The following is a 26,599-nucleotide window of genomic DNA, read 5'->3' as shown; positions in this document are numbered from 1 at the left end:
CTCTCCCCCTTACAATTTGGCTCGATAACGTAGCTTATCACCTGAACCCAACTGCTCAACATCACCATCAGCCAGCAACTCTTTGATAGCCGAGTCCCACTCTTTTGGATCAGCACCGCAGCTGTTGAGGATGACATCTCTGGAGTACGCCTTTCCTTCGTTGTTTTCTAACCAGGCACAGATCTGGTGAATAGCTGTGGAGCCCCACTGGTTTCCCGCAGCCTTTTTGGGTGGCTCTGGATCCGGTTGAAACAACCCCATCTGTGGTGCAGCTTCCTCGGATTTTTTGGCTACTTTGGGTTTGACCGTTTTTTTAGCTGAGATCTTTTTACCTTTGGCTGGAACTGTGTTGGCTAGTGAGCCCTGTTCATACATTTCTTTATTCAACTGAGCCATGCGGGCAAGAATACTGGTTCGGCTCCATTCACATATAGCAAATCGAATATTATCGCCTGCTGGTAAGTAATGTCTCTCATGGAATCCATGCTTAAGGTCAATATCAGTCCATCCATAAAGATCAAGAACCTTCTGATCTATGCATACTAATGTGCGTCTAAAGTCAGAAATGTCCTGATCATTACAATTTCCAGAGTGAACTAGATTATTAAATTTGGTTAAACCAATACCTCTAAGCTCCATTGAAGCCTGCCTTTGCTGGTGCAGCCTCTCTCCTAGAACATTAAGGGAAGATACTATCTGATCTCTGTCAGGAAGTGGCAAGGTTTCAAAGGCATCGCTTGGAGAAAAATTGAGATCCATCTTCAATCTTGATGAATGCTTCCAAATCCATTCATTGATCAACGTGGAGTTCAAGAAACCAAGCCAACCATATTCTGAAAAAGAAAAAACAACTATTTTTTCATTAAAAACGTATAGATTTGGTACGAGAGAGGGTGAAAAGTACTTACCAACCCGAGCATTACAAATAACATTCTCGTTACGAGGGCTTGGAAACCAGCCCTTTGGGTGTTTAATAAAAGAATCACCTCGGCCAATCTTGTGGTAAAGTTCACCACGTGGTCTAAGAAAAAGCCACCACTTGTCTCTGGCCGTCTTGTCTTTTTTTGCCTGCCGCTCTTCTTTTACATGTGCAACCAATCTATCATAAGCCCATGAGTAGCCCTTAGCTTTTTCTATAGGCCAGTCCCAAAAATTAATTATCCATCGACCAGCTTCCTGATTAACATGTTCATTCAAATCTTTACCTGTTAAGTAAGGAAAAATTATCCTCTCATTGTCCATATTTTTACTTATTTGCTCTCTTGCGGTCACTTCATCCATAGTGAAACCAAGCCCTAACACGTATGAACCTATGTATGAGAGTTCTTTATTTGAGTTAAGCTGAGCAGGACTCCAATCACTCTCAGCAGTCAGGTAAGAAGAAATATGCTGACATATGGCACCTAATAGTGAGCGCGCGCCTAGCCAATTGCGCTTAGATATATGTACACGGCTTGTTATCACTGCAGCCTTTCCTGGCCAAGGCTGATTCGGATGCGCTGAGTAAATAGAAGCTCCATCTTGTACCAGCATATCCAGGCCGACTTGCCTAGTATCTCCCTCAGCAATTGTATTTACAGCTATAAGCCCTAAACAACCTTTAGTATTAAGAGACGCATACGATTTTAGAAAGAAATAGGCAGACATATCTGCACTACCTGTGACCCCATGAGCAATAGCGTTCACGATAAAATTTCTATAGTTGCTGCCCATAGAACCGGAAATCTTTTGTCCACCTACAAAAGGAGGATTGCCAATAATGGCATCAAAACCATGGCGACCTACAAATACCTCAGGAAACTCCAAATGCCAGTGGAATGGCTTACGCTGAGGCTTTCCAGATGGTAGGTCGGTAGCCAAACCACGCTCTGCCATCTTTTCGAGCTGTTTTAATTGCTGCTTATCACCATTAAGCACTTCACCCGCATAAATTGAGAGAATCGTAGTGTCCGGGGTTTTTCCGCCATGTTTCAGTGTTTCACCGATTAAGGCATCCGCGACCAGCTCTGGCAGCCTTAATTTTTCTTTGGCCTGAGCATCCAGATGCGCCATCACCTCAACATCTTTGATGTCTCGAATGGGCCGTAAGCGTAGGGTTTTCCTCAATTCAATCGCTTCATGAACAGCCTGCTCAATCTTCTGAGCAAACAACTGCCGTTGACCATTAGCCGTGTCCATATTGAGGTGGAGCAATTGATCCAGATTCTGTATGCCCAGCAAGCTATCGCCATGTCGCAGGTTGTGATCCAGAAAACCAAATGGACGACCCTTAGCCAGCGTAATTAGCCAGATGGAGAGCTTTGCCAGTTCAACTGCCAGCGGGTTCATATCGACACCGTAAAGGCAGCGTTCAGCAATTAGCCTGCGGGCAGTTAGCAGCCTTTCCTCTGCTTGTGCTGAAAGTGGCTCTTTTTTGCCCAGTGTATCCAATACTTCACCTTCAGAAGAAATAGCTCTACCTGATTTCTCAGCCAGGTCCCAGGCTTCAACCAAACGCTCGGATAACCAACGGCAGACTTGTACCAGAAAAGCACCAGAGCCCATGGCAAGGTCACAAATTTTTAGATCCAGCAGTTCTGCAGCGGGTTTAAGCACCCAGTCTTGCCGCTCTTTACCCTCGGCTGGCCCAATATAAGCCACAGGCTCCAGTGTTTCTTTGACAATGGCTTCTGTCAAAGACTTCGGCGTATAGTGGGAACCGGTTTCTCTGCGGTCAGCCCCCATGGCTACCATATAGGCACCTTTGGGGTAGACCAGCGGATATCCCCAGCGGTCTGTTTGAAGCAAATGAAAAACAGTAAGCAGTCTGTCTCTTAACTGCTCATCGCCATTACAGGCAGTCAGCAGCTTGTCTGAAGAGGTTTCATCAACAGTTTTAGCCAGATCATTACGAACACGGCTGGCAGAGCTGCCTGTTCGCTCCTGCAATAGAGTTTCAAATCTTTTTTGCCCATCTAGACGTGCTGACTCTAACTCTCCCAACGTTATCCAAGGTTTTTTAGCACTTCTGGTTGCATCCAGTTCAAGGGTAACATCAGTCGCTTTTTTTACTGTTCTTTCAAGAAGACCTTCATAAACATAACCGATCTGTTCAACATCCAATGCCCGGTATGACAGTGATCGCCCCTGAAACAGCTGTATGGAGTCCAGCAACAGCAGAACGGTTCGGTTATCAATAGGTAATGGCTTTGCAGGATCGGTTTTCCAATAGGAGCCTTTTGCCCTTCCTTCCAGAAAAGGAAAACGATCAGGGTCAAATAATGAGCCACCTAATGCAGGCATTCGCATACCTTCATGCTCAACACCACCATAAACCGCCCTGAAAATAGCCAGTAATCGAGACCAGCCATCCAAGCGTCGCTCAAGTACCTCATCGGAGACTTCTCTTAGCTGCATTCGCAAAGTGGATACTGCGTAGTGCGCTTCAAATCGCTCATCCCCCAGCAGAAGCAACTCACGTTCTTCAGCACACAACAAAAAGACTAGCCGCATCATAACGGTCAACCCTGCTTCATAAAGTTCAGCGGGTTGAACATCTCTCAGTAATTCACGGTTTCTGTCCTGATCGGCCCGATCCAGCGACTGAACCAGCACCTCTACTGCCCGACGGACCTGCTCACCCAAGGCGTCAGTGACTTCATCCTGATGCTTGAGGGACTCATCCAGTAGTGCAGGCAACTTTTCTGAATCATCAACAAAGAAGCGCCTTATGCCAAGCAATGAAATAAATGCCCGAAGAGTCACCGGTTCCTGTTGCCAGATTCGGCCATACCAGCTGGCAAATGTGGTGACCGCACCCACTGGAGCATCTATCAGCATCCATTGCTCACCATTGGTTACTAAAGCAAGGCGGACACCTGTTGCACGACATAGCTGAACCATTCTTTCAGTGGCAGATGCCGTCCAACCATCACCTTTAGAAGGTGCTTGCAGGTCATAACCCGGAGCATAAGTTTGAACCAGCAGCATGCACTGATTGGTTTGGTCATCAACTAAGCCAAAATCCGGCCTTAGTGTGATGCCATATTCCGGTAAGATATGCCTAAGCTCGGTTGGCAGGTTATCGCCAGCTACCAGTGAATTTTCGTCTTCGTCGAACCATTCAAGAATGTCTCCCAGAACCAGGTTGATCCATTCCTGGTGAATCTTTGCGAGATCAACATCGTCATTTTCCTGGGCTTCGAGCCATTCCTCATAGGCTTGATTGAGCTTTTTCTTCTTGGCTGGCTCAAGCTTATCAAGGTCCTGGGGAAAGGCTTTCTTTAAAACGGGTACTGCCAGAAACGGCCCGGAGATATCCAGCAGAGAGAGCCACTCGGCATGTTGATTGAAGTCACTCATGGTTTTATCTCGCTACTGTTTATCTCGAAAGCATGGATTCTGGCACCATAAAAATAATGGCGACAGGAAATGTTCTGTGGGTAAGGTCAGCAAATCGTTGCTCTATGGCAGCGACTTCCAGAGCCTTTTCTTCAGGAATTTTGGCCAAACGGGCTTCTAGCGCGGCATTATCTTTCCGTAGCTGCGTTTTCTCATCTTCAGAGAACAACGAAAACTGCTCAGGATCGTCATCTTTTTTCAGCTCAGCTTTAATGGCGCGTTCCAGCTCATCCAGCACTGCCGTAATATTTTTTATTTCTCTTTTCTTCAGATTTGTGATAGTACCCTCTAACCCCTTCAAGCGCTCACGGGATCGAGCTTCATAAGCTTGAATGATAGAGCCTTCATTCTTTTTAAAGCGCTCTTTCAGGGCAGACAGGACTGAATCCAGAACTGGAGCGGGCCTGGCATTTGTGTTCCAGGTATCAATAACACCCACACCACGTTCTCTTGCGAATCGCCCATCTTTGATATAACCACCTGAGAAGGTGAGTTCCTCATGTAATCTGTGATGGTTACCTCCAGTCACGACAAGTCTGGATACCACCATAACGGCTGGCGAATTTAACTGATCATCCGGGATTGAGCGAACAGCTACTCGGTGCAGCTTTTTAACATCCTCATGCGCCCATACCTCAGCCCGGAGCAAACGCAATGACATTTGTACCAGCCGATGATTCAAGTGAACCAGCACAACATCATCCCGACCTTTGGCTACGGCGTGATCAAATGTAATGGGGCGAATAGATCCCGTATGAGGGTGACGAAGCCCCTCCCAGCATTTGGCCCATGACCCTGATAGCTGAGGCATTTTATAGACACTGCCTTCAGGTGTATTTGGTAGAGTGGCAGGAGTTAAAGCTGATTTATCCGCCAGTGCTAAGGCCGTCTTCACGGTTTCTGCGATGCGCTCCGGTTTCATATGGAATTCGTTCTGAGTTTCCACGATTTTTGCATGCAGGTTGGCAATCTTTTCTTTAAGCTGACGCTCCGACTTGATCAGCTTTTGACTCTGCTCAGCCTTTTTTTCTACCACCCGGGTATCCAGATCCTGCCGCTTGCCGAGCATAGCCTCTTCAATTTGCTGCTCAATCACCGGCCCCACACTGCCTAACATCTGCCGCATTGCATCAATCTTTCTGACTGCTCGCATCAGAAACTCAGACTGCCCCTCTAGTTTGTTGACGTTGATGTTACGGTTCACATTATCTTTATCGAACTGGCTATCTACCGGATGCCAGATATGAACTTCAGAATGACGCTGGCCATGTCGATCTATCCGGCCATTGCGTTGCTCCATAACATTGGGGTTCCAGGGGATCTCAACATGGACCAGATAGCGACAGTGGTTTTGTAAGTCGATACCTTCCGATGCAGCATCCGTTGCCAGGAGGATTCTTACAGGGGATACATCAGGATCAGCCTGAAAAGCTGCTTTGATTTTCTCTCTCTCATCATGATCCATGCTGCCATGGATGATATTTAACCGATCACCACCAAGATCACGGCTACTGAGCAGCTGGTGCAGCCATTGATGGGTCGTGCGATATTCTGTGAAAAGAATGACTCGTTCATTATTCCACTCACCATCTGTTTTTAGATGAGAATCAACCCAATCCAGAATAGCATTAGCTTTGGCGTCCACCCGGTTGCGCATATCTTGCGCCCAATGACGCATTTCAGACACCAAAAGCTTCTGTTCAGCTGTCAGTGGTAAGGCTCGTTTACCAACCTCTTCTACAACTTCTTCCTGGGCAGCTTCATATTCTTCATCGTCAGCAAAATCCTCCTGTGCTTTCTGGATTCGTTTTTTCAAGATACGCTCATCCAGTGTATTTCGCTCGGTGCGATCGGTTTTACCTTCAATGGTCTGTATGTGCTTTTCCAGAGTGGAAGCAAAGGCAGCAGGGGAGGAGAACAGGCGCTTTTTCAGCAGTTTATGAATAAACTCAGTTCCACTGATTGAGCCATTTTCTCTGGCAGCTTTCGCACGGCTATCGCAATACGCCTTAAGCGTGGCGTGAATGTCCCTTTCACTACTGGAATAGGCTACTTCGAGTGTATGCAGCTTTCTGACGGGGTAAACCCTGTTTCCATCAGCATCTACGATGTCTGTTTTTAACCGCCGGACCATAACCTGAGCTAACTGCTCTTCATCCGGTTCAATGGTGCGGGCGAACCTTTGATTATCCAGTAGCTCTAAAAGAGAGGTGAAGGATTCTGTATAGCCATTGTGCGGAGTTGCACTGAGAAAAAGCCGGTGCTGAAAGTGAGGTGCAATGGATCGGATGTAACGAGTTCTTTGACTCTCCATTGCGTAATGAGTTGAGCTTGCAGGCGCTATGTGGTGAGCCTCATCAACTACAAGAATGTCGAATTTCCTAGGGTATTCTGCATGAGGAGGCAGAATATCTTTCATTGTTCTCAGGCCTTCTCCTGACTTGGCCCAATGCATGGAGGTTATCAGTCTGGGGAAAGACGTCCATGGGTTAGCATGAATTCCAAGCTTCCGGCGGATGTCTCTGACATAGTTACTGTCGACAATTTTAAATTCCAAACCGAACTTTTCCTGCATTTCCACTCGCCACTTTTCCTGGAGAGAGGCAGGACAAACCACCAGAACCGTTCGTGCTCGATGTCGCAGCAACAGTTCCTGAATAACCAGGCCCGCTTCAATGGTTTTACCCAATCCTACATCGTCAGCTATCAGCAGGTTGGCTCGCGCCATTTCAATGGCCCTGACTAATGGATCAAGTTGAAAATCCTCAATACTGACTCCGCTTCTGAAAGGTGCCTGAAGAAAATGACGGTCGGCATTGGTTGCTGCCCCCCAACGAACCGCATCCAGGAAAGCTTCCAATTTTGCAGAATCGTCAAAGCCGGTGATTTCTGGTAAGCCGGCCCTTTCAATAATGTGAGCCCCTGGCTCAATCTCCCAAATGACCTCTAGCTCCTCGCCAACTGCATCCTCCTCAATAGAACTCAGAGAAACCATATGCTGCTTATCTCCGGGGAAGTCATGAGCTTCCGATGCATTGACATCTGCCACAATCCATTGTCGTCTACGGACTTCTACAAGCTGACCAGGCTCAGGCGTGGCATAGATATCGGTTTGATCTGTCATGGGTTTTCCAAGGAATTGGCTGAACGAAGGAAGATCAGATAAAAGAGATAAATGCGGGAAATAGGCAGAGTTAGCTCTTGGTCATACTGCGCTCTTAAAAATCCAACAGCACTTTTCCCACAAGGTAAAATACTAAAAAATATTCATCTGTCGTCTATATAGAACTTATTCTGCCATTTTTTTGCGGTCACGAACAATGTTGAGTATTGAGTTTAACAAAACTGCGAAGGTCGTTTACTAAATCTGATTGTTGATATGGCGAACATGCTCAATAAGTGTTTTACCTATAGCTTGCCCAAGCTTGACGGGGACAGCATTACCGATAAGTCGTCCAACGACCTTAATATAAACGGGGCTATCAGGGTGTACAAACTCATAGTCAGGAGGAAAACTTTGAAATATCGCTGCCTCACGTAAGGATATTGCTCTGTCTTGTGCTGGGTGCCCAAATCTACCATTCCCAAATCCAAAGCACTGAGTTGTCATAGTAGGAGCAGGCTCCTCCCAACTCATACGACCGTACACGCTTGAGTACGTTTTACCTTTTTCGCTCTGGTGACAGGTTGCAACAAGCTCAGGATCCCAATCTCTCCAAGATCCACCAGGCTTCGATTGACGAATTCTTTTCAGGTTAAGGTCTGATAAACGAGAGCAAATATGAAGACGATCATGCGGGTGCTGTTCTCCAGCCTTAAGCGGAGGCAGACCACCTATTGTATCTTTGACTGTTACAAAGGAGGATTCACTATGTGTAGGTTCTGGAACTTTAATCTCACCCAGCTTGGATGCCACCAGCACTAAACGCAGGCGTGACTGCGCCAGGCCATAATGCCTGCAATCCAGCACCCTGAAGTCAATAAAGTAACCAAGCTTTTTAAGTGCACTCACAAAGTCATCAAAGACACTGTGTTTGACGACTTCAGGGACGTTTTCCATTGTTATCAACTCTGGCTTGAGTGCTTCAACCAGTTCAGAAAAATGATAAAGCAATCCCCATTTTCCATCTTTGGAGGAATCCTTGCCCTGGCTGTATTTTGAAAATGGCTGGCAGGGGGCACAACCCGCCAATAGACGAATTTTGTTATTTCGATACAATGAGCGTAATTCGTCGGCGTGCAAGTCCTCAATTTTTGCCCCTATAAACTGGGTTTTATTGTTTTTCTCATAGGGATAGTGGCAGGCAGGATCACAGTCCACTCCTCCACGAACATTAACACCTGCATCAAGTAGCCCCCTGGTTAAGCCGCCAACCCCGCAGAAAAGGTCTATTGCATCTATTTCGTGCACCATCCGCGCATCCATGAGTTCATAAATTGGGCATTATACCCTGAGATAAAGTCAACATCGAGACTGGGAAATACGAAATTTCATAGCGCTCCGGCAAGGTATTGACAGAACAGGGTTCATGTCCTCATGATCCGCCATTCTCTACCGATCAATTTAGAATTATTGCTTTTTTGACCTCTAAAAACTGAAGGATATCAACAACCAGATGCAAGCCGAACTCGTTCTCAATTTATGGGCCATATATGATGCAAACTCAGGTTTTGTATACGCTCTTTCCGGCAAAGCATACTATCTTGGTGGAACAGACGAAGAAAAGTTAATCATTCTTCAAAAGCTGTCTGTGAATGATTACATCACCGCAAAACGTTATGAGCTACCAGACAGGTTTTCTGTGAAATACTCTGACGGCACGGTTCAACGTAAAGTAGCTAACCTCAATATCGTTGCTGATCCGAATGCACAGCTTTTTGAAGACATATTCAAAAACATTGAAGTCGACTTACCTGATATAAATACATTTCATGCGCTTGGATGTACTCCTGCTAAGCAAAAAGTACCGACCAATCCCCTGTGTGTAACCACAATACTTTATGAAGATGAATTTGGAAATATAAGGCCTATTATCAGCCAAGAGGATAGAGAGTGGCTTTTAAGACAGAAAGCTGCCCATAGGTAACTATCTGAAACTGGGAATTTTGTAGGATACACTATCTGCTGTAATGTCTGGTTTGGAGTTCTTGAGTGGGAACACTAATGTGATATTTGACAGGCTTGTATATCTGAAGTAGAGATCACACCCAGAAAGTGAGTAACTTACTGTGTCAGTCGTTATCAATATGCCAGCATTCGGTATCCTATAACTCTATACTCTTGGATGCGCTGATTACGTTCTGGAACTGTAATCAGCAATCTACGAAAGCGCCATCAAAAATCAGCTTCTATATATTTTTCCATCCGGCGCTTGTCAAAAATAAACTCTTCAAAGTCTTATACGGAGTCAGTCTCAAAAACAACATCAACAAACTCTTGATAATCGTCTTCTGACGCAGTTGTCATCTCCATCATGGTATAACGCAATTCCCCTTCAATCTCACGATCTTCTGGTGCTCAGCTACTCCCGATGAATGCACGTCAGCTGCCATAAGCAGAAACTGACATATTCATAATTTCTGAAAATACAGGAGAGCCATCAGCTTTCGGTGCTAAGAAAAATAACTATCATCACCCTGAAAAATTCTGGCTATCTTGCCAAATCATGATGTGTCAAAAGCTATCTTTTGTGCTTTAGCACCATGGGCAATGGCTTTAAACAAACTGTCCCAGCTATCAATCATTAACGTGAGAAAGAAGCTGGTGATTTTCCTCCATAATCGCTTTCGTGTAGGCTTCTTTGGTTTATTTAAAGCCTGCTGAAATTTTGGACAAGAAAATTCCTGAATCTGATCAACCAGGAATGCGAGAAAAGTAAGGTAGGCAAAATTCGTAGCCAGATGTTTTTCGCCATGACCGTAATTGTGTTCAAGTTGATAGCCTTGATTTTTCAGGGTATTAAACGTTTCATTTTCAATGCGCCATCTACAACGACCTCCTCGCATCACGGATTCAACGGTATCATCGGTTAATTCAAGATCAGTTACCCAGCACCAGACATGCTGGATCCCTTTTTTGTCGATTTCAATGTAATCCAGAACATTAACCCGCTCTGTTTCATCCTGAAGATTGAGGGGGACGTTATTGGCGTAGCGGAATTTATGAGTCGTATTATTTTTCTCATCAACGATTTTGTGATGATGAACCTGGCCTTCGTCATAAAGGGCATTCATGGCCTCAATAAGCGACACATGGTTACCATCTTTGGCCACGATGATATAGTGCCAGCCATACTCTCTGATCAGAGCAATGGTAGGGTTGTCCGCATATAGACCATCCAGAAGAATCACCAGTTTCAGGCGTGGATGGTCATGTTTTGCCTGCGCCAGAAAACGTCTTATTGCTGCTTTTTCACAATTATTTTTTGTGGAACCATCCTGTCGGAAAATTGCTTCCGGTGCTAAAGGAATGACGGTTTTTCTGGATGGGTGGACAATACAGCCACCCATAATATTGTGGTAAAAGGTTTCACTTTTTTTGCCCTCGTTTTTAATGCAGCAGTCATCACAGCGGCAGGTTCCCGAATAAAAGAGACCCGTACCATCAATAGGAAGCAGATAAAGATCTTTCAACTTGCCACATTCGAATGCATAAGCTTGCAGAGCACCATTGCGCTGAACGACAGAAAAAAATTCTTTAAACGGCGTCTTCAACCCGAGTGGATTAACCGGGTCAACAACCTCTCTCATTCTGGTATCGGAGGGAACTTTGCCATCTTTTACGTGATAGAGCTTTTCAAGATTATGACAGCAGATTTCATCAAGCCGCTCTTCATCAAATCCTAATAGTGAATCGAACTTTTGATGCATCATCGCAAAAGCAGATTTCAGAAAGTTAGGAAAGGGTATCACGCATTTATTTGGACGATGATCTGGAATGCTGTCGAAGCATTCTGATACCTTTTTTATCAAGTTAAGAAGAACTGAATTGCCTGACATTTTTCTGAACAGCAGTGCCCATGACTGACTCGACGACAATGATTAAGTAACATGCAATTTTAGGCGAAGAATTGTGCGGGCATGATTTTTTTACCTCTTCTGTATCTCCCGTGGGTGTAGTGCTTCAGGATTTATCGGGAATTGCTGTTTCATATTGGAACGGATGGTTTTACCCGCCTGCGGCGTGCTTTATCCTCAGATGTGGCGATGGCATTTGGCAGTGAGCTGATCCCTATCTCCCGGGAGTGATGACAGGACTTTTACCGCTGGTGGAGATAAAGCAGTGATTGCCTCTGGCATCCGGAGAGGTTGTGACCAGCTGAAGCAGAATAGTCAAAATGGGGGAAGATAAAGCCGGTCCCACCGTGATAATGTAAAGCGGCGTCTATTACCCAAGCGGCAAAGTGGGGCAAATAACAACCGCAGTCAGAGCTGAGAGCAAATCCGTTGGTATACCAGGCTGGTCTATGATCCTTTGTTGATGGGGAACGAAGTTGGGTGAGTTTTGCTGTATCAAAAACAAGAGACTTGGTGATCTGGCCGACTGGCCTCCGTAAGGGGCCTCGAATTCAGGGTAGAGGTAGAAAGTTGAAGCCAAGCTTGGTTATCCGCAATAGGTTAGGGGGCACTCAGGAAAAAAAACCATATTATTACGAGGGCGAAAGGGGTTTTCAGAAGTTATGCCGATAATAATATAGAGAGTGAAGTTATTGCTGATTTGTGTACCGTGAATTGTGTACCATTTTTAGACAAAGAGTAGATGGTTGTCTATCAGGCTATCTAGTCAGCTGATTTTATTGGATTATTCGTATGGCTTTGAAAGGTTCAATATGCTGGCACACTGATACGTAACCAGTAATTTTTTCTTTTCTGTAAGCTGAAGGAAAATAAGGTGATTTTTCTTCAGCTATCGTCATTGCCCCTCTCTTTTAAAACTATACTCGGTAAATCATAATTTTTCTTCGCAACTGGCCGTTAAATGTATGAGTAATTATATTTTAACGTGCATAAGGTTGGCTCGTCATGAAACAGGGGTTTGTCCAGAGCTTTAAGGTTACATTACTGTGTCTCATCGGTGTTTTATTGCTGGGGTGTAAGGTCGAGCTTTATTCAGGGCTTGATGAAAAAGAAGGTAATGAAATGCTTGCCATCCTTCTTGATAATGACATTCCCACTGAGAAGCTGGTGGATAAAGACAAAATTGTCACCATCATGGTGGAAAGCGGTAATGTTGCAAGATCTATCAAGATTTTGAGCAGTCTTGGTTTTCCGAAAGAAAAATACTCGTCGATCGGTGATATTTTTCCTAAAGATGGTTTGATTTCTTCCCCGACAGAAGAGCGGGCCCGTTATACCTATTCCATGTCACAGGAGCTTTCGTCCACACTGTCGATGATTGATGGTGTCGTGACTGCTCGTGTTCATGTGGTATTGCCCCAGGAGCAGGATAGCCTGACGGATGTCAACTACCCCTCATCAGCTTCAGTGTTTATCAAGTATACCCCTGAGCTGGAACTGGCGGGTCTGGTGCCGAAAGTAAAAACTCTGGTGGCAAACAGTATTGAGGGGCTTTCCCTGGAGAAGATCGCTGTTTCCCTGTTCCCGGCAACCCGCCTGAACTCTGGCAATTTTGACAGCCCATCAACAGAGACTGTGCTGTTTGTCGATGTTACTCCCGGTTCTGCAGGGGTTATTCGCATTGTTGTCTATGCTTTGATTCTCTTGCTGTTATTGGCCCTGGGAGCCGGTGGCTATTTCTTCTGGATGATGGAACAGAAGAAAAAGTCGAAGAAAAAAAAGGGTGATCGCAAATAGCGGATGATTTGCTCAAGACCACAATTATTTGTGGGACAGTGCATGTGCCGTTAAATGGTGACTCATTGGAGTGTATGGGGTTGGAGTGAAATGACCAATGAACAGTAACAATGTTTTTCAGGAACATAATGGAACAAGCCTGTTCAATCATATGGTTGAGTTTAACTTCTTTCCTGTTCGTTATGTGCATGCTAGCTGGCTTAAATCGGATAAACATTTCAAGTTACTGAAATCGCTTCAGACCAGTGTGCCTGCACAATTTAGTCTGTCAAACTACCTGCTGAGCAAGTTTGGCATCGCCAAGCAGTTTGATTATGACTTTGATCGCCCGGATAAAAGGATAGTATTTGCCAGTGCCGAAGAAATTGAACAGTTGGCTTTGTACATCGGGCTGATTCTCAACGAAGCCACTGTCCGGTCAGTGATTCGTCGTGATGAGCGTAAGGCGCTGGAGAAATGCCTGGGCGAAGAGGCCTACCGCTTTACCGTGAAAAAAGCGCAGTTTATCAGCCGTGCTTCAGAAAAAAATGGTCCCGGTGTACTCATTGACTGGAAACACCTGGATCGATTTAAAGCATTTCTGGAACTCAATGGCCGACAGGTTATTGCCACAGCGTTTTCTGATTTGCCCGGAGCCTTTCGGCAACGGTTGATATTAAAAATGCCCAGCAGCTGGAAGAAGACCTTGAGTTCACCAGGTGCCGGGGGACTGGACAAAGCCCAGTGTGTGAAGTTACTGGTAAAAACTCATAAAGAGGTGAATCGACAGTGGCGGCACCTGTTATCCTGAATAATGTCCAGCTGGAGCTGGATCCAACCTGCAAAGTGCTCAAGGCAGACGACTATGTTGTTTATCTTGAAGCCCAGGAAATTATTAAGGCAGCCCGGGAGCAGGCTGCCGGTATTACTGAGGAAGCCCGCCAGGCCTATGAGCAGGAAAAAAAACGCGGGTATCAGGAAGGTTTGGCGGAAAGTAAGGCTGAACAGACAGATCACATGTTGAAAGTGGTCAGCAGGACGATCAATTATCTTTCAGATATTGAAAATACCCTTGCGAATATCCTGCTTTCCGGGGTGAAAAAAATCATCGGTGAATTCGATCAGGAAGAGTTGGCCATAAGCCTGGTTAAAAATGCCCTGCAACATGTCAGAAATGAGAAACATGTCACCATCCGTGTGCCATCTGCTCAGTACAGTGCTGTTCAGGCGCGCCTGAATACCATTCTGGCGGAGTATAAAGGTGTTGGTTTTATTGATCTTGTAGCTGATCCCCGGCTCTCATCCGGTGATTGTATTATGGAGAGTGAAATCGGCGTTGTTGATGCCAGTGTTGATGTTCAGTTACGGGCATTACAGAAGCGGTTTGACAGTCTCCAATCATTAGCTGCGCGCAGTCGTGAGGCCGACATGGCTGACAAGGCTGAATAGCGAGTGCTCTGCAGATTGTCAGAGTACCCTGGCAGCTGTTGTTGGAAGAAGCCGCTGAGATAAGCAGTATATACCTCCGTTTGAGGCTTACCTTGTCCGGCAGGACATAATCAGGCAGGTATCTCCATTAAATTCCCCTATCTTTATCACTGAAATTTATATTCAGTAAAGGTACTTGCTTATGTCTGAATCCAGTCGTTCCACCGTAATTGGCAGTGCGTTAATTTTGTCAGGAACGGCCATCGGTGCGGGCATGCTTGCTTTGCCGCTGGTATCAGCCAGTACCGGGTTGATGCCGGTTATGATTATTTTTGCAGTGACGGCATTCTTCGCGGTTATCTCTGCCCTTTATGCCTTTGAGGCCAATGTTGCCATCAAGCCTGGCTGTAATTTGTATACCATGGCCAGCAGAACATTAGGGCGGATGGGGAAGGTGCTCTCTGCCATTGCCCCTCTCGGGCTTTTTTACGCATTGATGTCCGCCTACTTTGCCGGGGGCGGATCGTTACTGGCGCAGTACGCTCAAGCAGTGGTTCCCGGAGCTTCCGCTCAACTGTGCGTGATATTCTTTGCCCTGATTGCCGGAGCCTTTGTTTATTACAGCACCCGGGCAGTGGATCTTGTTAACCGTATCTTTTTCACCCTGATGATCGTTACTTTTATTCTTGCCCTGATGTCACTGGCACCTTCGGTGCGTTATGAGAGCATGATACATACGGCGAGGGTAGAGTATCTATCGGTTCTGGCGGCACTGCCGGTGATATTTACTTCGTTCGGTTATCATGGTGGCATTCCCAGCATTATCATTTATCAAAAGAAGCAGCTGCAGCATATTCCCCTTATTTTTTTGTTAGCGACCCTGATCCCGCTGGTGGTTTATATCTTGTGGCTGGTGGCGGTGATGGGGGTATTGCCCGAGGGCTTATTGCTGCAAATCAGTCAGTCAACCGGGGCAACGGCTCATTTAATTTCAGCATTAAGCAGTGATAAAAATGTACACACTATTCTGTACCTGTTTTCTGATCTGGCGTTATTGACATCCGTGTTGGGCGTTGCCCTTGGGCTGTTTGATTATCTTGCCAACTTATTGCAAAGGGCGGATACCCGCATTCATCGGCTGCAGACCGCCCTGGTGACCTTTATCCCACCGGTTATTATTGCCATTATGTTTCCGGATGGTTTTGTCGCCGCCCTGGGTTATGCGGCGGTTGCTCTGGCCATTCTGGCTATCCTTCTGCCTACGGCAATGGTCTATGTACTAAGAAAGCAACCGGCCTATGAAAACCCGTTTCGGGCACCCGGGGGAACGGTTTTGATGTCAACCTGTTTTGTATTTGGCTGTATCATCATTGTGTCTCAATTTATTTCGAGGCTATAGGTTTTTTTGTGTAAGTTAATAATTAAAAGTGAACCTTTGTTAATTAAACAATAAATCTGCGTGCCTTGTAATTTAAGCGGTTGTTTATAGTGGTTGATCCTGTTGGGTCGTCTTGAAATTACGGGTTTTCCGAAATGTTGATTTATTTTTGTTTTATATCAATGGCTTTAATTTCAGGTTTATATAAACTTCAGTTCTAGATTTTTAACCCTTCTCTTATTATTCATTTTGGCCAGTTCGCTGGCTGTCTCTGTTTGGGACCTTCCCGGAGATGGTGGTGAACGGCGGTAGAGGTTTGCGTATGCAGGTCATAAAGGCTGATGTAGCCATTGTCGGTGCCGGAGGTGCCGGTCTTCGGGCTGCGATTGCCGTTGCCGAAAAAAATCCTGAGCTTAAAGTGGCATTGATTTCCAAAGTCTACCCTATGCGGAGTCATACGGTGGCTGCAGAAGGCGGTTCAGCCGGTGTCATTCAGGATCATGACTCTCTGGAAAACCACTTTGTTGACACGGTGGCCGGTGGTGACTGGCTCTGCGATCAGGATGTAGTGGATTACTTTGTGTCCCACGCCACTGAAGAGATGATCCGCCTGGAGCACTGGGGCTGCCCCTGGAACCGAAAGGACGACGGTGACGTAAACGTTCGTGCTTTTGGTGGTATGAAGATTGAGCGCACCTGGTTTGCTGCCGACAAATCTGGCTTCCACATGTTGCACACATTGTTCCAGACGTCCACCAAGTACCCATCCATTGAACGATACGATGAGTATTTTGCCACTGACCTGATCATGGAAGATGGCCGTGCCCAGGGCGTTGTTGCTATCGAAGTGAAAACCGGCGAACCAAAAGTATTCCTGGCGAAGTCAGTGGTGCTGGCAACAGGCGGCTCTGGTCGTATTTTCCGTTTCAATACCAATGGTGCCATTGTGACCGGTGACGGTCATGCCATGGCCCTGCGTGCTGGCGCACCGCTGCGTGATATGGAGTTTGTTCAGTACCACCCAACCGGCCTGCCAGGCTCCGGTGTATTGATGACAGAAGGTTGTCGTGGTGAAGGCGGTATCCTGTTGAACAAGGATGGTTACCGTTACCTGCAGGATTATGGCCTGGGGCCAGAGACTCCGGTTGGTCAACCAAAGAACAAATACATGGAACTGGGCCCGCGTGACAAGCTGTCCCAGGCCTTCTGGCAAGAGCAGCGCAAGGGCCGCACCATTGAAACGCCACTGGGTGATGCGGTACACCTCGACCTGCGCCACCTTGGCGAACAGAAGCTGATTGAGCGTCTGCCACTGATCTGTTCCCTGGCGAAAAACTACCTGGGAGTGGATCCGGTTCATCAGCCAATTCCGGTTCGTCCTGCGGTTCATTACACCATGGGTGGTGTCAGAGCGGACATCAACTGTGCCACCGATCTGGCCGGTCTGTTCGCTGCCGGTGAATGTGCCAGCGTCGGTATGCACGGTGCTAACCGTCTCGGTTCCAACTCTCTGGCAGAGACCGTTGTCTTCGGTAAGGTTGCCGGTGAAAGTGCGGCGGATTTTGCCAGCCAGAACGTGATGTCTGATGAACGCAAATTGCTGGATCAGGCGAAAGCGCACCTGGCAGCCATCGAAAGTCTGCGTAACGCCAACGGTACTGAGAAAGCATCGCACCTGCGTCACGAAATGGTGAAAACCATGGAGGACAGCTTTGGTATTTACCGGGTGGGTGAAGAGATGCAGGCCGGTCTGGACAAGATCTCCGAACTGCGTGAGCGCTTCAAAAACGTCAAGGTGGAAGACAAGAGCAAGGTCTTCAATACCGAACTGCTGCAGGCCTTTGAGCTGCAAAGCTCCCTGATGGTTGCTGAGTGTATGGCCATTGGTGGTGTTGAGCGTAAAGAGTCCCGTGGTGCGCACCAGCGTATTGACGGCTTCGAAGCCCGTGATGATGTCAACTTCCTGAAACACTCCGTCACCTTCTATAACGGTGATGCCAAGCCTCGTCTGGAATATGAAGACGTGAATGTAACCCGCTTCCAGCCAGAAGAGCGCGTCTATGGCGCGGCGGCTGAGAAAAACGGTGAAGGGAAGTAAGGAGGCCCCATGAGTGATAAAACCATAACCATCGAGATTCTGCGTTATAACCCGGAAACCGATGACAAGCCGACATTTGGCACTTTCACTATTCCTTATGTGGAAGCCTGGTCCATGCTGGATGCCCTTGAGCATATCAAGGATGAACTGGATTCCAGCCTGGCTTACCGCTGGTCCTGCCGTATGGCGGTGTGTGGCAGCTGTGGCATGGTGATCAACGGTACACCAAAGCTCGGCTGCGAAACCTTTCTGCGGGATTACTATCCGAACCCCATTCGGGTTGAGCCACTGGCTAACTTCCCGATTGAAAAGGATCTGGTGATTGACTCAGAAGACTTCATCAAGAAACTGGAGTCAGTGAAACCGTACATCATCAATGCGATGGAGAAGCCGATTGAGGAAGGAGTGAATAAACAGACGCCTCAGCAGCTGGGCCTTTATAAGCAGTTCTCCATGTGCATTAACTGCATGCTCTGCTACTCCGCGTGTCCACAGATGGGCTTGAACCCACTGTTTACCGGTCCTGCGGTGATCGCCCTGGGCCACCGCTATAACCTGGACAGCCGTGATGATGGCTATGAACAGCGTACCGAAGTGATTCAGGGCAAGAATGGTGTCTGGTCCTGTACCTTTGTGGGTTACTGTTCTGAGGTTTGTCCAAAGAATGTTGACCCGGCCGCTGCCATCAACCAGAACAAACTGCAGGGTTCTCAGGATTGGGCGCTCTCTTTCCTGATGCCACGTAAAGGAGACAAGTGATGAGTCGTCGCCCCTATGTGCGTCCCATGAAGCGCACCTGGTATATGGATCATCCCTTCTACCGCCAGTACATGATCCGGGAATCCTCCTGTGTATTTGATGGCCTCTATGCCATCAACCTGTTTGTCGGTCTGATGCAGCTGGTCAAGGGTGAAGCCGCCTGGAATAGCTGGCTTGCCTTCCAGGCCAACCCGTTAATGATTCTGTTTACCGTGGTTACCCTGGGTCTGACTATTTACCATGCCGTCACCTATTTCGATATGACGCCCCGCGTTCTGCCACAGCAGATTCGTAAAATGGTAAAAGACAGTGTGGTTAACAAATTGATGTACGTTGGCCTGGCAGTGGTTTCTGCCATCATTCTGGCTGCGGCCACCATGGGACTTTGACGGGGATAGGAGTGGGAACATGAGTAATAAACGCCATATCGAACCTCTGTTGTGGAGTCTGTTTGGGGCTGGGGGTACCACTATCGCCTTTTTCTTTCCGGCCATTATTTTTGTGGTTGGTCTGGGCGTGCCTCTGGAAATTATTCCGGCAGAAGCGCTCTCTTATGAGCGAATGTCTGCGTTCTTTCTGGAGAGCTGGATTGGCAAGCTGGCACTGATGGTGGCTTTGGTGCCTTCTTACTGGGCCTGTATTCACCGTATTTACCACGGTGCTCACGATCTGGGTTTCCACCCGGGGGTTGGGGTAAAAATGGCCTGTTATGGTGGTACGTTGATTCTCAGCCTGGCAACCATTGCTTTATTGCTGGTCTGATCAGGTTTTATGAGGGGGCTGAGTAAGCCCCTTTTTTTGGCATAAAAAACTAGGAAGCTTGTTAAGAGCGTTGGCTTTTTTCCTGAAGATAATTTTGCTCGATGCGCCGTTGATTGCGTGCCTGAGCGATTTTTTCCGCTAATGTCGGGTCTCTTGTCAGTAACTCTTCCTGCTCGAACATCACTTGATTGATCTGCTCGTGAATTTTCTGGGTGATGCTATTGACCATTTGATTACGATTCGCCGCGGTTAGCGAGTGTGTCTGGATAAAGCTGTCCACCGCCATTCTGATCATGGAACCCAGCGGGCTGTCATGTTCATCGGACTTTTGGAGAATAAGATCGAGACTGCCCAGGTTTTCGAGTGTCATGATGTGAGTCCTGCGGTTAGGTAAGTAGTGGTTCCCTTTGCATAGAGTCTCGCAAAGTGATTGCATATTTGCTGATGAATCTCTTTGGGCAGAGGACTGACTGTTTTTATTGCGGCCAGAACTTTTTCCAGTTGGTCCGTGGTTTTACAAGCAAGAATTGCGGGCAGAACACCACCCCATTGGCCTTGTTCTGTCAGTGCTTTGATCATTTCCAGATGATCAGGTGATAAAGACTCAACCTGACGTTGGCCAACGGCCAGATTGCTGGTTGCGTTAGCAGTTCTGTCCGATTGGGGAGTTGCCCTGGTTTCACTGACCTCCCGTCCTCTATGACTGGCTTTGTTATTAGCAGGGGAGGGAGCCTCTTGTGCAGGTATATAAGACGTCTGGTTGTCGCCAGTTATTTTTGGAGGCATCTTTTCCATCCCCGGTTTGCCATCATAGAATGTTTTGTAAGTTTTTTGCCTTGTTTACGAGTAAGATAATTTATCGGCGGCTTCAGCTTTATTTCTACCGGAAGCTGCCAGTTTATCCGGGAGAGTCTGCATGCAGAAAATAGTGGTGGTGACCGGCGTTAGCCGGGGGCTGGGTCTGGAACTGTGTCGTCAATATCTTGCGCAGGGTGCCAAGGTTTATGGTTGTTGCCGCTCTCCGGAACAGTCGCAGAAACTGCTGGAGCTGAAACGCAGTGCTGGTTATCAGTTTGAGCTGGTTCCCCTGGATATTACCCAGCCCGGAATGATCCATAACCTGCAGTATGTGATTGAAGAGCCCATTGATATCCTGATCAATAATGCCGGAATTTATGGCCCTTTCGGTCTGTCTTATGATGAGGTGACTGTTGATTCATGGATGGAGGTTTTGCGAGTTAATTCGGTGGCCCCGATGATGGTTACGCAGGCACTGGTGGAAAAAGTAGCCCAGAGTCATGAGAAAAAAATCATCATGATGTCCAGCAAAATGGGCAGTATGGGGGACAATCAGAAAGGTGGGAGTTATATCTATCGCTCTGCCAAAGCCGCATTGAATGCGGTGGCTAAAAGTCTGGCTATTGACCTTGCCGGGAAGGGTATCAGTGTTGGTGTATTGCATCCGGGCTGGGTTCAGACGGATATGGGGGGCGTAAATGCTCCGATTGATACGGAAACATCCATCAGGGGCGTGCGCAAGGTTATTGATCAACTTTCTTTGAAAAACAGTGGCCAGTTCATCAATTATGATGGATCAGTGATTCCCTGGTAAGTTGATTAACCGGTGAAATTTGCATGCAATCTATTGTTCAATCGCTATACTTTTTTGCCCGTTATGGCTTGAGCCTGACGGTTTTGTTTCTATTGTCTGCTATCCCCTCTGAAATTGCAGGCTTTTACCTCCAACAGTCTTTTGCTGGCAATAGCGAGATAAGTGGTGGGTTTGCAGATCTGTTTGCATCAGTGTTGATAGAACCGCTGGCAACGGGGGCAGCGATTTTCTTTATTGAGAGTCGTGATCAGGGCGAGAAGCTAAGCCTTTATGACAGTTTAATAAAGTCGGCGGGTATCTATTTTCCGTTGGCGACCAGTTACCTGATCGTGTTTGTATTAGTCATGCTTGGGTTTAGCCTCTACCTGATACCGGGATTTTATCTGCTGTACAAATTGATGTTTGTGGAGTTTCGGGTTGCCCTTAAGGGTGAGCCTCCAGTGGAGGCTATTCAGGCAAGCTTTAATCAGACGAAGCAGCAGTGGTCCCTGTTATTACTGCCTTTTACTGTATTGCTGTTCACTCTGCTGTTCTCACAATTCCTTATTAGCTATCTATTGATGAGCCCTGAGAATGTACTGTGGTTACAGGTTATGGGTGGTGTTCTGGAAGCGCCCTTTATGGCGTTTGCCGTTGTGGTTGGCTTTCGGCTGTTCAGCTTGACCAGTCAGCGGCCTTTATAGTTTGGGATACAGGGCTTCGATGCTGTTAAACGTATCCTGCAGTTCAAGAAAAAGAGGGTCATAACGTTCCGGTTCCACTTGTTGCCCTGACTGCTCAAGGTCTCCGGCAAGTATTGCCAGTTGCTCCGCCCCGACGATTGCAGCACCACCTTTAATCCGGTGGGCAAAGTTGACAATAAGGGGCGTTTGCTGATTGTTGACCGCTGCTTTCAAATTCAGGATGTCTTCCCGGGTGCTCTGAAAAAACGTTGATAACAACTCTTCCAGCAGGACTTCATCACCGTCGGTGATTTGATGTAAATTTTCCAGATTGATCATAAAAACTTCCTGTACAAATTAAAGATAAATTAGTTTTTCGCCATTAAACGGCAGTGCTTTAGTCAGCAGCCTGTTCCATAACGTATGTTTTTACCGGTGTTGCGATAAACAGGCCTGAAAAGTTCTCACCTTTTTCACTGCTTGCTATAGTCATCCGTTGCAGAGTTACAAATGTCTTTTGAATCGCTCAAGAACAGCTTGGATAGCCCGGTCGAACACGGGATTCTCTTCCATAATACGGACAGAACCGTCTTTAATTTCCTTTTTGAGTTCACTTCCAGAGCGCTCCGCAACACGCATTCCCGAGCTGTTGACAAAAATATATCGATGACGGTCTTTACTGAGCCGGGCAAGTTTGCAGCTGAGGCGGTGTGAGTCACCTTCGCCAATAAACTCAACCCACTGGCCCGGGTAAAGTCCATCAATAATGACCGGGGTAAATGCGGGTAAATGCTCCTGAGCATCAGCCACTTCGGTCTGTTCATCCGGAAGCAGCTCAAGCTCCTGAGAGGGTTCGGTTGCCTCTGGGGCGGATTCAGACTGGAGCTCTTTCAGACTGAGCCCGGACTGTTCGCAGGAAAGAATTATCTCCTCTGAGTCTTCTTCCGTGAGACTTTCTGTCTTAAAGTCAATGGCATGGTCAACGTCGGAGTCTGTTGCCTGAACCTCTTCTGGTGGTTCGTTGAGTGCAGCAGGATGACTTTTTGAACTCTCAGGCTCTGGTTCCAGAATGACATCCAGATTGGTTTGAAATCCATCAAGACAATCCTGAAATACGTCCGGGTTTTCACTGTGGTCAGAGATGATGGTGCGTATAGTATGCTCAATCAGTAGCAGCACATGCTTGCTCAGTTGAGAATCCCGGCAATACAGCATGCCTGCAGACGTTAAGTCATTTAATAAGAGACGGGCCGGGTGCTTTTTATCGGTTAAAAAAGCATCGTTCAGAATCGCCTGTTTTAAAATCGGGATTTGCAATAGGGCTATGGTTTTTTTTACGTCATCAGGCAGGTTGTGATCATCCAGAATGAACTCAAACAACCAGCCGACCATATTGATAAGGTCTTCATGATGGCGTGAGAGTTTTGAATTAACGCCTTGTATTTCCAGGGCATCTATGACCGAGGTGTGCAGGTTTCTTATTGACACGTGCTGCTCAAGAACATCCAGTTGCAGTGAGCTGAGGACACTGGCCAGATCAATAGCCTTGACCCGGTTAGCTTTGGCCTCAGGGATGAGTTCATCTTCTGCCAGCATGTCTTCCAGCCGGGATACTAGCTTCTCAGCAAAACTATCCAGAAACTGAGGGTTTCCCATATCTGAATAGTAACTCTGCTGAGGCGCTGGTTGTGTTTGATCTGTGGGGCGGGATGAAGATAGTGGATGATGGGTTGGGTCGGAGGCTGGGTTTGCTTGCAATCGCTCAACCGGAGATGAATGTTTGGGTCCCAGCCCTTTATGGATTATTAACTGGTCGACTTTAAGCCAGAGCTCATCAGCCGCATTATTAAGATGACTGGCAAACCAGCAAAATAATTGTTGTTCAATATCACGGTCTGGATGGAGACTTTCCAGAGCCATGGCAAAACTTTCACAGATGCGCTCCGGGGTGGCAGGATAAGTACCGTCATGCCGGGGATAGGTGCTCTCAAGACTGCTTTTGATTCGGCAAATACGTTCAGAGTTGTTACTGCTCTCAAAATTGTTGGTTGCAGAAAGCCAGAGGAGTTGGTGATCAAGTTCAGAATTGTCGAGTAATTCAAGGGTTAAGACACCTTCTTGTGGTGCGGGCTGTTCACTGTCTGCACTGGTCAAATGATCGAGGAAGCTTTTCTTGATGAAAGATTCAGACTTTGTCAAACGGTTTTTGATATCGATCCAGCGCATCATATCCTGATCGTTTTTGATATCCTCCAGATTAGTATTTAATTTGGTAAGTAGAACAGGAAACAGCGTGTCGGACTCGGGGTAAATAATTTCTTGGACCAACTGATTTAATTCAGAAAAAAAAACACTTTGCAGTGGCTTGTTATCACCACCTGGGCTGAGCGGAAAAATGCTGGAAGGCTGAATTGACATGCTGGCCACATCCCTGTACTGCACAATGTCATCTGCAGGGTATGGAATACCCGCAGAGACCACCCATATCACTTTACTAAATATAATTATATTGAGAACTTTTGATTATATTAAGTAGCTATTAATGGGGCGTTTTAACTACCTTCGGCCAAAAAAATGACATCGGGTCAGAGTGCTATCCCTGTCTGAGTTCTTTGGCTATTTCCCTGGCTTTATCAAGGGCTTTGTTGAAGCCGTTTTTAAACAGGTTTTCACGAATCTGTCGCTGAAGTTCTTCCGGCGTAATCTCTCCATCTTCCACCGCTGTTTCAGCAAGCTTATTGTCCTCCTTGTTTTTTACCAGGTTTGAAAACTCCTGTGACTGCATCGGATCAATACGATCTACCGGTTTGACATTACCTACCTGGCCCGAGTTATCAGAGGGTAGGTTTTCGACATCCTTATTGGTAATAAGTGACATGGTCTGGCTCTCCGTTGCCCAGTGCAAGCTGGCTGCTGATAATTGATGAGAATATCGCCATATCTGGCGGCATTGTCAGCTAATGCTTTAATCCTTATAAAGCTCAGTTTAGATTATGAACAGAGATTATAAAAAGGTAGAAGGCCCGGTTTTTTGTTTGATAATGCCTACTGACTGAATGAGCTGACAGCTGGTCTGAAGATCGTAAAGCCACCTGTATCACCGCCGACAACTGAAACTAGTACAGCCGGGAGAATACTATGAGCGGTGAGCATTTTACGTTAACGATCAGTCAAAGCACGTCTGATGCCGGCGATTTTGCCATACATATGAAAGAACCTGATAAACCTGAGCAGTTGTTAGTTCATTTAAGGTTTATGCCATTGGCTATGTTCGATGAGGCGTATCTGGATGATCTTGTCGGTGTGATGGCAAGGAAGCTGGCAAAAAGAATAATTGAATGGCGTGTAGCTCCCGATGACCCTGATGCAATGGATGCCTGTCAAAATGAGGCTCGTGCCGTCGTTCAGGAAGCTTTGGAAAAAATGAAAAAAAATTCAGGCTAAGCATTGGCCATTAAGTCATGCGTTAAACTCCCTATAGGCTAAACAGGGGGCTGTCGGTATTTTGTAGCGTTTTTGATAACGAAATAACTCGCTATGGACATGACCCGCTTCGTGAATACTTTTGGCCGTTACCTTCGGCAGAAGTACGGAGAAAAAGTACACAAAGTTTCGGTGAATGCGTCGTTTACCTGCCCAAACCGTGATGGTACTAAAGGTATTGGTGGTTGTACGTTTTGTAATAACGCTTCCTTCAGTCCTGGCAGCACTAAAGCGGGAGAAATTTCTGAGCAGATTCGACAGGCTCAGGAAAAGGTGAGTGCCCGAACGGGTGCCAGAAAGTTTATCGCTTATTTTCAGTCCTACAGTAATACCTACGGTGCTCCGGAAGATCTCAGGCGCTATTATGATGAGGCCCTGGCTCAGCCCGGTGTGATAGGGCTTGCCGTGGGAACCCGGCCTGACTGTGTGCCGGATCCGGTGTTACAACTGTTGTCGGATTATCAGGCGCAGGGGTATGAGGTCTGGCTGGAACTGGGCCTTCAATCAAGCTTTGATCCTACGCTTGAAGCCATTAACCGAGGCCATAACTTCAGCGATTATGAAGATGCAGTGATCCGAGCCAAACGCTATGGTCTGAAGTTGTGTACTCATCTGATCGTTGGCCTTCCGGGGGAAGAACCTGAAGACAGTCTGGTAAGTTTTGACCGGGTTATTGCTTTAGGTGTTGATGCCATCAAGATTCACCCACTTCACATCGTTAAAGGCACTCAACTGGCCCGACAATGGCGTAAAGAGCAGGTCCGGGAGTTATCCATGGAATCCTACACGGATGTGCTGACAAAGATGATCGTTCGGGCTCCAGAGGGATTACTGTTCCATCGACTGACCGGTTCCGGGGAAAGGCAATACCTGCTTTCACCAGAATGGGCAATGTATAAGTGGGACGTACTTGCCATGCTGTATAAAAAGTTAGAAGCAAATTGTCAGACATCCAATTGAGTCAGTGAATCAGCGCAGTTAGTTGGTAAACGGCGGAAAATAATCAACTACGCCACCAGATAAGTGATTAGCAGGATTGTTCTGGTTGTGATAGCTGATTAAAACATTTGTCCAGCTCTGTTACTCTGTCAGCCTAAGCCTGGCTCATTTTATGGGTTGGTTCCCGCTAAGGAGGGAGCTGCCCCTTCATTCGTTCTCTGGCTCCCTGAAAACACTGTGATAGTTGACTGCATTGCTTGCCAGTTTTTTGCCACGAGTCAGTGGTTTCATAGCCAGCTCCTGAC

22 protein-coding genes are annotated in these 26,599 nt (G+C 46.8%); 13 read left to right on the top strand and 9 right to left on the bottom strand.

What is annotated here, in order from left to right:
- Positions 1-9: 9 nt before the first annotated feature.
- From ACO6UX_RS16850 to ACO6UX_RS16840, 3 genes are all read right to left on the bottom strand, one after another.
- Positions 10-4,341, bottom strand: a complete 4,332-nt coding sequence (locus tag ACO6UX_RS16850) for an Eco57I restriction-modification methylase domain-containing protein (protein WP_422449528.1) — start codon at positions 4,339-4,341, stop codon at positions 10-12.
- Positions 4,342-4,360: 19 nt separating this feature from the next.
- Positions 4,361-7,504 carry a DISARM system SNF2-like helicase DrmD gene (drmD, locus tag ACO6UX_RS16845; RefSeq protein ID WP_422449527.1) on the bottom strand — a complete coding sequence of 1,048 codons (3,144 nt, stop codon included), beginning with the start codon at positions 7,502-7,504 and terminating at the stop codon, positions 4,361-4,363.
- A 237-nt stretch (positions 7,505-7,741) separates the two neighbouring features.
- Entirely contained in the window at positions 7,742-8,794 is a 1,053-nt protein-coding gene (locus ACO6UX_RS16840; RefSeq protein WP_422449525.1) for a DNA cytosine methyltransferase, read from the bottom strand.
- Between the two features lie 202 nt (positions 8,795-8,996).
- On the opposite strand from ACO6UX_RS16840, the gene ACO6UX_RS16835 reads away from it, so the two are divergent.
- Positions 8,997-9,467: a hypothetical protein gene (locus ACO6UX_RS16835; RefSeq protein WP_422449523.1), complete on the top strand. Its 471-nt coding sequence runs from the start codon at positions 8,997-8,999 to the stop codon at positions 9,465-9,467.
- Between the two features lie 577 nt (positions 9,468-10,044).
- Here ACO6UX_RS16835 and ACO6UX_RS16830 read toward each other — a convergent pair.
- Positions 10,045-11,253, bottom strand: a complete 1,209-nt coding sequence (locus tag ACO6UX_RS16830; RefSeq protein WP_422449521.1) for a transposase — start codon at positions 11,251-11,253, stop codon at positions 10,045-10,047.
- 1,149 nt (positions 11,254-12,402) lie between these two features.
- Between ACO6UX_RS16830 and sctJ the strand changes: the two genes are divergently transcribed.
- From sctJ to frdD, 8 genes are all read left to right on the top strand, one after another.
- Positions 12,403-13,194: a type III secretion system inner membrane ring lipoprotein SctJ gene (gene sctJ / locus ACO6UX_RS16825; RefSeq protein WP_101745963.1), complete on the top strand. Its 792-nt coding sequence runs from the start codon at positions 12,403-12,405 to the stop codon at positions 13,192-13,194.
- Positions 13,195-13,291: 97 nt separating this feature from the next.
- On the top strand, positions 13,292-13,984 hold the full coding sequence (locus ACO6UX_RS16820) for a SctK family type III secretion system sorting platform protein (protein WP_422449519.1): 693 nt from the start codon (positions 13,292-13,294) through the stop codon (positions 13,982-13,984).
- A complete protein-coding gene (locus ACO6UX_RS16815; RefSeq protein ID WP_209199951.1) occupies positions 13,963-14,622 on the top strand; it encodes an HrpE/YscL family type III secretion apparatus protein in 660 nt (219 codons plus the stop codon). The genes ACO6UX_RS16820 and ACO6UX_RS16815 overlap by 22 nt, the downstream gene beginning before the upstream one ends.
- Before the next feature lie 181 nt (positions 14,623-14,803).
- Complete coding sequence (locus tag ACO6UX_RS16810) at positions 14,804-16,000, top strand: amino acid permease (protein WP_422449517.1); 1,197 nt, start codon at positions 14,804-14,806, stop codon at positions 15,998-16,000.
- Positions 16,001-16,277: 277 nt separating this feature from the next.
- On the top strand, positions 16,278-18,077 hold the full coding sequence (gene frdA / locus ACO6UX_RS16805; RefSeq protein WP_422449515.1) for a fumarate reductase (quinol) flavoprotein subunit: 1,800 nt from the start codon (positions 16,278-16,280) through the stop codon (positions 18,075-18,077).
- A gap of 9 nt (positions 18,078-18,086) precedes the next feature.
- Complete coding sequence (locus tag ACO6UX_RS16800) at positions 18,087-18,836, top strand: succinate dehydrogenase/fumarate reductase iron-sulfur subunit (protein WP_422449513.1); 750 nt, start codon at positions 18,087-18,089, stop codon at positions 18,834-18,836.
- On the top strand, positions 18,836-19,225 hold the full coding sequence (locus ACO6UX_RS16795; protein WP_101745957.1) for a fumarate reductase subunit C: 390 nt from the start codon (positions 18,836-18,838) through the stop codon (positions 19,223-19,225). The genes ACO6UX_RS16800 and ACO6UX_RS16795 overlap by 1 nt, the downstream gene beginning before the upstream one ends.
- Positions 19,226-19,244: 19 nt before the next feature.
- Positions 19,245-19,598 carry a fumarate reductase subunit FrdD gene (frdD, locus tag ACO6UX_RS16790; protein ID WP_422449511.1) on the top strand — a complete coding sequence of 118 codons (354 nt, stop codon included), beginning with the start codon at positions 19,245-19,247 and terminating at the stop codon, positions 19,596-19,598.
- A 61-nt stretch (positions 19,599-19,659) separates the two neighbouring features.
- Here frdD and ACO6UX_RS16785 read toward each other — a convergent pair whose 3' ends face one another.
- Complete coding sequence (locus ACO6UX_RS16785; RefSeq protein ID WP_422449509.1) at positions 19,660-19,968, bottom strand: hypothetical protein; 309 nt, start codon at positions 19,966-19,968, stop codon at positions 19,660-19,662.
- Positions 19,965-20,384 carry a hypothetical protein gene (locus ACO6UX_RS16780; RefSeq protein ID WP_422449507.1) on the bottom strand — a complete coding sequence of 140 codons (420 nt, stop codon included), beginning with the start codon at positions 20,382-20,384 and terminating at the stop codon, positions 19,965-19,967. Before ACO6UX_RS16780 ends, ACO6UX_RS16785 begins: the two co-directional genes overlap by 4 nt.
- 130 nt (positions 20,385-20,514) lie before the next feature.
- On the opposite strand from ACO6UX_RS16780, the gene ACO6UX_RS16775 reads away from it, so the two are divergent.
- On the top strand, positions 20,515-21,210 hold the full coding sequence (locus ACO6UX_RS16775; RefSeq protein ID WP_422449505.1) for an SDR family oxidoreductase: 696 nt from the start codon (positions 20,515-20,517) through the stop codon (positions 21,208-21,210).
- 23 nt (positions 21,211-21,233) lie between these two features.
- Entirely contained in the window at positions 21,234-21,893 is a 660-nt protein-coding gene (locus tag ACO6UX_RS16770; protein WP_422449503.1) for a hypothetical protein, read from the top strand.
- On the opposite strand, the gene ACO6UX_RS16765 is transcribed toward ACO6UX_RS16770, so the two are convergent.
- The 3 genes from ACO6UX_RS16765 to ACO6UX_RS16755 all read right to left on the bottom strand — a co-directional run bounded on the left by ACO6UX_RS16765 (position 21,888) and on the right by ACO6UX_RS16755 (position 24,750).
- The gene (locus tag ACO6UX_RS16765; RefSeq protein ID WP_209199942.1) at positions 21,888-22,211 is read right to left on the bottom strand and encodes an Hpt domain-containing protein; all 324 of its coding nucleotides are present in this window, start codon (positions 22,209-22,211) and stop codon (positions 21,888-21,890) included. The genes ACO6UX_RS16770 and ACO6UX_RS16765 overlap by 6 nt on opposite strands.
- A gap of 165 nt (positions 22,212-22,376) precedes the next feature.
- Positions 22,377-24,290, bottom strand: coding sequence for a DUF1631 family protein (locus tag ACO6UX_RS16760; protein WP_422449500.1), 1,914 nt, complete (start codon positions 24,288-24,290; stop codon positions 22,377-22,379).
- A gap of 175 nt (positions 24,291-24,465) precedes the next feature.
- Positions 24,466-24,750: a hypothetical protein gene (locus ACO6UX_RS16755; RefSeq protein ID WP_101744768.1), complete on the bottom strand. Its 285-nt coding sequence runs from the start codon at positions 24,748-24,750 to the stop codon at positions 24,466-24,468.
- Positions 24,751-25,010: 260 nt separating this feature from the next.
- Between ACO6UX_RS16755 and ACO6UX_RS16750 the strand changes: the two genes are divergently transcribed.
- Both ACO6UX_RS16750 and ACO6UX_RS16745 read left to right on the top strand, forming a co-directional pair.
- A complete protein-coding gene (locus ACO6UX_RS16750) occupies positions 25,011-25,316 on the top strand; it encodes a hypothetical protein (protein WP_163369420.1) in 306 nt (101 codons plus the stop codon).
- A gap of 93 nt (positions 25,317-25,409) precedes the next feature.
- The gene (locus ACO6UX_RS16745; RefSeq protein WP_422449498.1) at positions 25,410-26,315 is read left to right on the top strand and encodes a TIGR01212 family radical SAM protein; all 906 of its coding nucleotides are present in this window, start codon (positions 25,410-25,412) and stop codon (positions 26,313-26,315) included.
- Positions 26,316-26,599: the final 284 nt, after the last annotated feature.

This window comes from Endozoicomonas sp. ALB091, assembly GCF_049310265.1.
GTDB lineage: Bacteria > Pseudomonadota > Gammaproteobacteria > Pseudomonadales > Endozoicomonadaceae > Endozoicomonas.
Note: the sequence above shows the minus strand (reverse complement) of the source record. Positions and strands in the feature narration are given on the sequence as shown.

Excerpts from the sequence above, each read along its gene's own strand:
- ACO6UX_RS16750 (WP_163369420.1), top strand. The coding sequence starts at position 25,011 with ATGAGCGGTGAGCATTTTACGTTAACGATCAGTCAAAGCACGTCTGAT.
- frdD (WP_422449511.1), top strand. The coding sequence starts at position 19,245 with ATGAGTAATAAACGCCATATCGAACCTCTGTTGTGGAGTCTGTTTGGG.
- ACO6UX_RS16755 (WP_101744768.1), bottom strand. The coding sequence starts at position 24,750 with ATGTCACTTATTACCAATAAGGATGTCGAAAACCTACCCTCTGATAAC.
- ACO6UX_RS16765 (WP_209199942.1), bottom strand. The coding sequence starts at position 22,211 with ATGATCAATCTGGAAAATTTACATCAAATCACCGACGGTGATGAAGTC.
- ACO6UX_RS16745 (WP_422449498.1), top strand. The coding sequence starts at position 25,410 with ATGGACATGACCCGCTTCGTGAATACTTTTGGCCGTTACCTTCGGCAG.
- ACO6UX_RS16775 (WP_422449505.1), top strand. The coding sequence starts at position 20,515 with ATGCAGAAAATAGTGGTGGTGACCGGCGTTAGCCGGGGGCTGGGTCTG.
- sctJ (WP_101745963.1), top strand. The coding sequence starts at position 12,403 with ATGAAACAGGGGTTTGTCCAGAGCTTTAAGGTTACATTACTGTGTCTC.
- ACO6UX_RS16820 (WP_422449519.1), top strand. The coding sequence starts at position 13,292 with ATGAACAGTAACAATGTTTTTCAGGAACATAATGGAACAAGCCTGTTC.
- ACO6UX_RS16795 (WP_101745957.1), top strand. The coding sequence starts at position 18,836 with ATGAGTCGTCGCCCCTATGTGCGTCCCATGAAGCGCACCTGGTATATG.
- ACO6UX_RS16850 (WP_422449528.1), bottom strand. The coding sequence starts at position 4,341 with ATGAGTGACTTCAATCAACATGCCGAGTGGCTCTCTCTGCTGGATATC.
- ACO6UX_RS16770 (WP_422449503.1), top strand. The coding sequence starts at position 21,234 with ATGCAATCTATTGTTCAATCGCTATACTTTTTTGCCCGTTATGGCTTG.
- ACO6UX_RS16835 (WP_422449523.1), top strand. The coding sequence starts at position 8,997 with ATGCAAGCCGAACTCGTTCTCAATTTATGGGCCATATATGATGCAAAC.
- ACO6UX_RS16780 (WP_422449507.1), bottom strand. The coding sequence starts at position 20,384 with ATGCCTCCAAAAATAACTGGCGACAACCAGACGTCTTATATACCTGCA.
- ACO6UX_RS16800 (WP_422449513.1), top strand. The coding sequence starts at position 18,087 with ATGAGTGATAAAACCATAACCATCGAGATTCTGCGTTATAACCCGGAA.
- ACO6UX_RS16810 (WP_422449517.1), top strand. The coding sequence starts at position 14,804 with ATGTCTGAATCCAGTCGTTCCACCGTAATTGGCAGTGCGTTAATTTTG.
- ACO6UX_RS16785 (WP_422449509.1), bottom strand. The coding sequence starts at position 19,968 with ATGACACTCGAAAACCTGGGCAGTCTCGATCTTATTCTCCAAAAGTCC.
- ACO6UX_RS16840 (WP_422449525.1), bottom strand. The coding sequence starts at position 8,794 with ATGGTGCACGAAATAGATGCAATAGACCTTTTCTGCGGGGTTGGCGGC.
- ACO6UX_RS16830 (WP_422449521.1), bottom strand. The coding sequence starts at position 11,253 with ATGATGCATCAAAAGTTCGATTCACTATTAGGATTTGATGAAGAGCGG.
- drmD (WP_422449527.1), bottom strand. The coding sequence starts at position 7,504 with ATGACAGATCAAACCGATATCTATGCCACGCCTGAGCCTGGTCAGCTT.
- ACO6UX_RS16760 (WP_422449500.1), bottom strand. The coding sequence starts at position 24,290 with ATGTCAATTCAGCCTTCCAGCATTTTTCCGCTCAGCCCAGGTGGTGAT.